This window comes from Pseudomonas caspiana, assembly GCF_002158995.1.
GTDB classification, from domain to species: Bacteria; Pseudomonadota; Gammaproteobacteria; order Pseudomonadales; family Pseudomonadaceae; genus Aquipseudomonas; species Aquipseudomonas caspiana.
This window is the reverse complement of sequence record NZ_LOHF01000009.1, coordinates 194489-201614: the sequence shown is the minus strand read 5'-3', so window position 1 is coordinate 201614 and position 7126 is coordinate 194489. Positions and strand designations below refer to the sequence as shown.

At 56.4% G+C, this 7126-nt stretch carries 6 protein-coding genes; 4 read left to right on the top strand and 2 right to left on the bottom strand.

The features are described 5' to 3' along the window. Positions 1 to 95: 95 nt before the first annotated feature. Together AUC60_RS13300 and aptA are read right to left on the bottom strand one after the other, a co-directional pair. Positions 96 to 1589 (bottom strand): CoA-acylating methylmalonate-semialdehyde dehydrogenase, encoded by a 1494-nt coding sequence (locus AUC60_RS13300; RefSeq protein ID WP_087267836.1) that lies wholly within the window; start codon positions 1587 to 1589, stop codon positions 96 to 98. Between the two features lie 61 nt (positions 1590 to 1650). Continuing rightward, positions 1651 to 2997, bottom strand: coding sequence for an omega-aminotransferase AptA (gene aptA, locus AUC60_RS13295; protein ID WP_087267833.1), 1347 nt, complete (start codon positions 2995 to 2997; stop codon positions 1651 to 1653). 127 nt (positions 2998 to 3124) lie between these two features. Between aptA and AUC60_RS13290 the strand changes: the two genes are divergently transcribed. The 4 genes from AUC60_RS13290 to AUC60_RS13275 all read left to right on the top strand — a co-directional run bounded on the left by AUC60_RS13290 (position 3125) and on the right by AUC60_RS13275 (position 7094). Further along, positions 3125 to 4045: a LysR family transcriptional regulator gene (locus tag AUC60_RS13290; RefSeq protein ID WP_087267830.1), complete on the top strand. Its 921-nt coding sequence runs from the start codon at positions 3125 to 3127 to the stop codon at positions 4043 to 4045. 296 nt (positions 4046 to 4341) lie between these two features. Beyond that, the gene (locus AUC60_RS13285) at positions 4342 to 5733 is read left to right on the top strand and encodes a uracil-xanthine permease family protein (protein ID WP_087267827.1); all 1392 of its coding nucleotides are present in this window, start codon (positions 4342 to 4344) and stop codon (positions 5731 to 5733) included. A 74-nt stretch (positions 5734 to 5807) separates the two neighbouring features. After that, positions 5808 to 6470 (top strand): TetR/AcrR family transcriptional regulator, encoded by a 663-nt coding sequence (locus AUC60_RS13280; RefSeq protein ID WP_087267824.1) that lies wholly within the window; start codon positions 5808 to 5810, stop codon positions 6468 to 6470. Positions 6471 to 6503: 33 nt separating this feature from the next. Then, positions 6504 to 7094 carry an IMPACT family protein gene (locus tag AUC60_RS13275; RefSeq protein WP_087267821.1) on the top strand — a complete coding sequence of 197 codons (591 nt, stop codon included), beginning with the start codon at positions 6504 to 6506 and terminating at the stop codon, positions 7092 to 7094. Positions 7095 to 7126: the final 32 nt, after the last annotated feature.

Below are 7126 nucleotides of genomic sequence, written 5' to 3'. Positions count from 1 at the left end.
GTCAACCCTTAATTTCACTTAATTGTCATAACTATCTGAAACACCCTTAAAACAAAGGGGCGAGCCTCGCGGCTCCCCCCTTCTCGACTGGCTACTTACAGGCTAGGAAAGGCAAACTGCGAAGCCTCATGGCTCGCACGTTGCGGCCAGCGCTGCGTAATAGCCTTGCGGCGCGTGTAGAAGCGCACCCCGTCCGGCCCGTATGCATGCAAATCACCGAACAGTGAACGCTTCCAGCCCCCAAAGCTGTGATAGGCAACCGGCACCGGCAATGGTACGTTGACGCCGACCATGCCCACTTCAATCTCATCACAGAACAGACGCGCCGCCTCACCGTCACGAGTGAAGATGCAGGTGCCATTGCCGTACTCATGATCATTGATCAGCTGCATCGCCTGCTCAAGGCTGGCTACTCGGACAATGCACAGCACCGGTCCGAAGATCTCTTCTTTATAGATGCGCATCTCAGGCGTCACCTGATCGAACAGACAGCCACCCATGAAGAAGCCGTCTTCATTACCGGTAACACTCAAGCCGCGACCATCAACAACCAGCTTCGCGCCAGCCTGCACACCGTCTTCTATATAGCCGCTGACTTTGTCGCGATGCTGACCGGTGACCAATGGCCCCATATCCAACCCGCAGGTCGTGCCAGCACCGATTTTCAGCGAAGCAATTTGCGGCACCAGCTTGGCGACTAGTGCGTCAGCAATCTGATCGCCCACACACACGGCAACCGAAATCGCCATGCAGCGCTCGCCGCACGAACCGTAAGCCGCGCCCATGAGTGCACTGACCGCGTTGTCCAGGTCAGCATCCGGCATCAGCACCGCATGGTTTTTCGCGCCACCCAATGCCTGGACCCGTTTACCGCGTGCAGCGCCTTCTTTATAGATGTATTCGGCAATCGGCGTTGAACCGACAAAACTCAGCGCTTTGACTTCCGGCGCTTCGATCAGCGCATCTACCGCCGCCTTGTCGCCATGGACGACATTGAGCACGCCTTTGGGCAGACCCGCTTCGTGCAGCAATTGTGCGATTAGCAGCGTGGAGCTCGGATCGCGCTCGGAAGGCTTGAGGATGAAACAGTTACCGCAAGCGATCGCCAGTGGGTACATCCACAACGGCACCATCGCCGGGAAGTTGAACGGCGTAATACCGGCAACGACACCCAGCGGCTGGAAGTCGGACCAGGCATCAATGTTCGGTCCTACGTTGCGGCTGTACTCACCCTTGAGAATCTCGGGAGCCGCGCAGGCGTATTCGACGTTCTCAATACCGCGCTTGAGTTCGCCCGCAGCGTCTTCGAGAGTCTTGCCGTGCTCTTCGCTGATCAATTGCGCGATGCGACCTTCGTTCTGCTCCAGCAGTTGCTTGAAGCGGAACATCACTTGGGCACGTTTTGCTGGAGGAGTATTGCGCCACGCCGGGAACGCCGCCTTGGCCGAGTCGATGGCTTGCTGAACGATTTCGCGACTGGCCAACGAGACCTTATGAATAGCCTGCCCCGTCGACGGGTTGAACACGTCAGCAGTGCGGCCGTTGTCGCTGACCAATTGGCCGTCGATCAAGTGTTGGATGGTGCTCATGAATGACTCCAAAGCAGGCGCGAACAACTTCCGCGCCTGTCACCTATATAGAAGAGTTTTATCAATCGATCTGATTCAGCGCTTCGCCAACCGCATCGAACAAACGATCCAGGTCTTGCGGTTTGCTGTTGAAGGTTGGCCCGAACTGCAGAGTGTCGCCGCCAAAACGCACATAGAAGCCAGCCTTCCAAAGCTTCATGCCCGCCTCGAATGGACGGACGATTGCGTCGCCATCTCGCGGCGCAATCTGGATAGCGCCGGCCAGACCATAGTTGCGAATGTCGACGACGTTCTTCGTGCCCTTGATGCCATGCAATGCGCTTTCAAAATGTGGCGTCACTTCAGCCGCTTGCTGCACAAGGTTTTCCCGTTGCAGCAGATCCAGCGCTGCAAGACCGGCAGCACAGGCAACCGGGTGCGCGGAGTAGGTATAACCATGCGGGAATTCAACCGCATACTCAGGCGTCGGTTGATTCATGAAGGTCTGATATATCTCGCTGCTGGCGATCACCGCCCCCATCGGAATGGCACCGTTGGTGACTTGCTTGGCGATGCACATCAGATCAGGGGTCACACCAAAACTGTCTGCACCAAACATGGAACCGGTGCGACCGAAGCCGGTGATGACTTCGTCGAAGATCAGCAGGATGTTGTGCTGATCGCAGATTTCCCGCAGACGCTTGAGATAGCCTTGGGGCGGCACGATCACACCGGCAGAGCCGGCCATTGGCTCGACGATGACTGCAGCGATGTTCGAGGCATCATGCAACTCGATCAATTTGAGCATTTCATCGGCGAGAGCAATACCGCCCGCCTCCGGCATGCCTTTCGAATAAGCGTTGCTGGCCAGCAAGGTATGCGGCAGGTGATCAACGTCCATCAACTGACCAAACATCTTACGGTTACCGTTCACTCCACCAAGGCTGGTGCCCGCGATGTTCACCCCGTGATAGCCACGCGCACGGCCAATCATTTTGGTTTTGGTCGCTTGCCCCTTCAGACGCCAGTAGGCACGCACCATCTTCACGGCGGTGTCGGCGCACTCGGAACCTGAGTTGGTATAGAACACATGATTCAGATTGCCCGGCGTCAGCTCGGTAATTTTCTCGGCGAGCTGAAAGGACAGCGGGTGACCAAATTGAAACGCCGGGGAGTAGTCCAGAATGCCCAACTGTTTAGAGACAGCCTCCTGAATCTCCTTGCGCGTATGGCCTGCGCCGCAGGTCCATAGACCGGAAAGCCCATCGTAGATCTTGCGTCCCTTGTCGTCTGTCAGGTAACTGCCGTGCGCCGCGACGATCAAGCGCGGATCGCGCTGGAAATTGCGATTGGCGGTGTAGGGCATCCAATGAGCATCAAGCTTCAATTGGCTGGCAATAGACATCTCGGACGACTCGAAACTGTTCATCGAAACGGACCTCGCTGAAGCGCTGGGCGGTTGAGTGACTGCAAATACTTGATGCAGCTACGGTGCCACGGGGATAAAGTCGGAAAAACTCAACTTTTACGATCTTTAGTTAGCTGATTACTAAACTATGAGCAGCCGTCGCCCGGATCCATTGGCACAAGTCAGCGATTTTGATATTCGATTGCTGCGCATCTTTCGAAGCGTAGTCGAGTCAGGCGGTTTCTCTGCCGCCGAAAGCGCACTCGGCATAGGTCGTTCAGCTATCAGCCAGCAAATGAGCGATCTGGAACAGCGCCTGGGCTTGCGTCTTTGTCAGCGCGGCCGAGCAGGATTTTCGTTGACCGAAGAGGGCCGTGAGGTTTATCAGTCGGCCCTACAACTGCTGAGCGCACTGGAAAGCTTCCGCACCGAGGTCAACGGCCTGCATCAGCATTTGCGGGGCGAACTGAACATTGGTCTGACCGACAATCTGGTCACCCTCCCCCATATGCGCATCACTCACGCACTGGCCCAGTTGAAAGAGCGCGGGCCTGATGTGCATATCAACATTCGCATGATTGCCCCGAATGAAGTCGAGCAAGGTGTACTCGACGGACGTTTGCACGTCGGCGTCGTGCCCCAGGCCAGCGCCTTGTCAGGGCTTGAATATCAGCCGCTGTACAGCGAACGATCGTTGCTTTACTGCGCGGTGGGCCATCCACTTTTCTATATGGATGACGCTGCGCTGGATGACGCGCGCCTTGCAGAGCAGGATGCCATTGCACCGACCTTTCGCCTGCCGGCAGAAATCCAGGCCCATTATCAGGCGCTCAATTGCACCGCCAGCGCATCGGACCGGGAAGGCATGGCGTTTCTGATTCTGACCGGGCGTTATATCGGTTATCTACCAGACCACTACGCGAGCTTTTGGGTGCAACAGGGTCGGTTGAGGGCACTGAAACCGGCATCGCGCTTTTATGATTTGAGTCTGGTGTCGGTGACCCGCAAAGGACGCCGCCCTCATTTGGTGCTGGAGAGCTTCCTGCAGACGCTGGCTGCTACACGGTGAGACATAGCACCCGGCCAAAACTTAGCGCTCCTATCAAAACAAACTACATCCATCTGATTTGGAATATCTTTCTGTAGGAGCTCACGAGCACCGCGAGGCAGCGATGGCGTCCGGTCTGAAACACCGCTATCACGGCCTCGCGGTGCTCGTGCGCTCCTACAGGTACTTTGTTTGCTGCACGACAGCGTTGTGTCAGGGTCCTAAAGATATCCGCTAAACACTAGCCTTTAAAAAACCTGAGCACTTGGACAGCTTTTTGCACAGTGGTTGTATTAAACGACCCGCGAGAGCACGACATGCAGCCCGAAGCCTCACCCAGCAGCGATCTGATCTACGGCCTTGATGATCGGCCCAAGCCGGTACCGGCAATATTGGCTGCGCTGCAACACGTGCTCGCCAGTTTCGTCGGCATCATTACCCCGCCATTAGTGATTGGCTCGGCATTGGGGCTGGGCGCGTATATGCCTTACCTGATCAGCATGGCACTGATGGTTTCAGGCGTAGGGACTTTCATCCAGGCACGTCGTCCATTCGGGATTGGCGCAGGGATGATCTGCCTGCAAGGCACCAGCTTTGCTTTTCTCGGCGCAGTATTGTCTGCCGGTTTTCTAGTCAAGCAACGCGGCGGGAGCCCTGAAGACATTCTGGCGATGATCTTCGGCGTCTGTTTTTTCGGTGCGCTGGTACAGATTGTATTGAGTCGCTTCATTGGCCAACTGCGCAGAGTCATCACGCCGTTGGTGACAGGTATCGTGATCACGCTGATCGGGGTCAGCCTGATCAAAGTCGGAGTGACGGATCTGGGCGGTGGCTTCAACGCTCCAGACTTTGGCGAGCCGCTGAATCTGGCGTTGGGCGGTTTTGTGCTGGTCGTCATCATTCTGCTCAACCGGTCAAATACGCCCTGGATACGCTTATCGGCAATCATCATCGGCCTGGCTTTAGGTAGCCTGGCGGCGTGGTTCAGCGGAAAACTCGTGCCTCATTCCGTTGGCGATCTGCCCCTGATCAGCGTACCGATTCCGTTCAAGTTCGGTTTCGCCTTCGACTGGACAGCTTTCCTGCCCGTCGCGCTGATTTATCTGATCAGCACTATCGAAACAGTCGGCGACCTGACCGCCAACTGCATGCTCGCTAAAAAACCTATAAGTGGCCCCACGTATATTGCCCGGCTTAAAGGTGGCGTATTGGGTGATGGATTCAGTTGCATGATTGCCGCAACCTTCAGCGCCTTCCCGAATACGACTTTTGCGCAAAACAACGGTGTGATTCAGCTCACCGGTGTCGCCAGTCGTTATGTTGGCCTGTACATCGGCGCAGTGCTGTTCATGCTCGGCCTGTTCCCGACTATTGGCGCCTTGCTGCAACAAATCCCCAAACCTGTGCTCGGCGGTGCAACTCTGGTGATGTTCGGCAGCGTTGCCGCAGCAGGCGTGCGTATTCTGGCGCAGGCGCCACTGGACCGACGCAGCATGCTGATCATTGCCACTTCTTTTGGGGTGGGTCTGGGTATCGCTGCCCAACCGGCGTTGCTGCACCATCTGCCCAAGCTGGTGCAAAACCTGTTCGACTCTGCGATCACCAGCGGCGGCATCACAGCCATTGTGATGTGCCTGTTACTGCCGGAGGACAAGACAAGCGTTGTGGGTACAGAATCTGCAACCGAAGGTGAGCCATCGACACATTAATTCCTGATAATGCCGAGCACCTGATTACGCCAGCTGTTCAGCATTGCACCCTATGATCTGTCCGGAACTACCCAATGATCCTTGAAGTCCCTGCGCACAGTACTCACGGCATCAAGCCTGCCAGTCGCATTCGTCAGAAGAATGAAGAGGCCATTATCAAAGCCGCCGAAGACGAATTCGCCCGCCACGGTTTCAAAGGCACCAGCATGAATACCATCGCGCTGAACGCCGGGCTGCCCAAGGCCAACCTTCATTACTACTTCACTAACAAGCTTGGGTTGTACGTCGCGGTACTCAGCAACATCCTCGAATTATGGGACAGCACCTTCAACAACCTGACCGTCGAGGATGACCCGGCCTTGGCGCTGAGCCGCTATATCCGCGCCAAGATGGAATTCTCGCGTCGCCAGCCTCAGGCTTCGCGGATTTTCGCCATGGAAATCATCAGCGGTGGCGAATGCCTCAACCAGTATTTCAGCCAGGATTACCAAGCCTGGTTCCAGGGGCGGGCCTCGGTTTTCCAGGCCTGGATTGATGCAGGCAAAATGGACCCGGTAGATCCTGTGCACCTGATTTTCCTGTTGTGGGGCAGCACTCAGCATTACGCAGACTTCGCGACGCAGATCTGTCAGGTCACCGGGCGCACTCGCCTGACCAAGCAAGACATGGAGGTTGCGGGAGACAATCTTATTCGCATCATCCTCAAGGGTTGCGGCCTGACACCTCCAGGCGCTTAACTGGCGGCATCTGTTTAAAGCTGGAACCCACGCATGCCCTTTACTCTGGTTGGCCCTTGCGAATTTCGCGAAGAGATTCGCAAGAGCCGCTTCATCACCCTCGCAGCGCCCATCTCCAGCGCTGCCGACGCGCAAGCGTTTATCGAGCAGAACAGCGACCTAAACGCGACCCACAATTGCTGGGCCTGGAAACTGGCCGATCAATACCGCAGCAATGACGATGGAGAACCTGGCGGGACTGCAGGGCGACCGATTCTGGCAGCCATCGAAGCTCAGGAATTTGATCAGGTCGTGGTGTTGGTGATTCGCTGGTACGGAGGCATTCAACTGGGTACCGGCGGCCTCGCCCGGGCCTACGGCGGTGGTGCCAATAAATGCCTGCAACAGGCAGAGCGTCTGCCACTGATCACTCGTGTGCCGTTGAGTCTGTCTTGCAGCTTCAGCGAATTGGCGCTGGTCAAGTTGCGGGTGGCGGAGTTGAACGGTTTGGTGCAGCAGGAAGACTTCACCGCCAACGGAGTGGACCTTGCGATTGCGGTCGGCCCAGAGCAGGTTGAAGTGCTGCAGCGGCAGTTGGCGGATTTAAGCCGGGGGCGGATAGTTTTGAGCAAAGGCGGGGAATGATTTCGCGTTGTCGTGCGTGAATAATTTTCCGT

What these genes read in the sequence shown, in the direction of transcription:
- AUC60_RS13300 (WP_087267836.1), bottom strand. Translation starts at nt 1,589, where the DNA reads ATGAGCACCATCCAACACTTGATCGACGGCCAATTGGTCAGCGACAAC.
- aptA (WP_087267833.1), bottom strand. Translation starts at nt 2,997, where the DNA reads ATGAACAGTTTCGAGTCGTCCGAGATGTCTATTGCCAGCCAATTGAAG.
- AUC60_RS13290 (WP_087267830.1), top strand. Translation starts at nt 3,125, where the DNA reads ATGAGCAGCCGTCGCCCGGATCCATTGGCACAAGTCAGCGATTTTGAT.
- AUC60_RS13285 (WP_087267827.1), top strand. Translation starts at nt 4,342, where the DNA reads ATGCAGCCCGAAGCCTCACCCAGCAGCGATCTGATCTACGGCCTTGAT.
- AUC60_RS13280 (WP_087267824.1), top strand. Translation starts at nt 5,808, where the DNA reads ATGATCCTTGAAGTCCCTGCGCACAGTACTCACGGCATCAAGCCTGCC.
- AUC60_RS13275 (WP_087267821.1), top strand. Translation starts at nt 6,504, where the DNA reads ATGCCCTTTACTCTGGTTGGCCCTTGCGAATTTCGCGAAGAGATTCGC.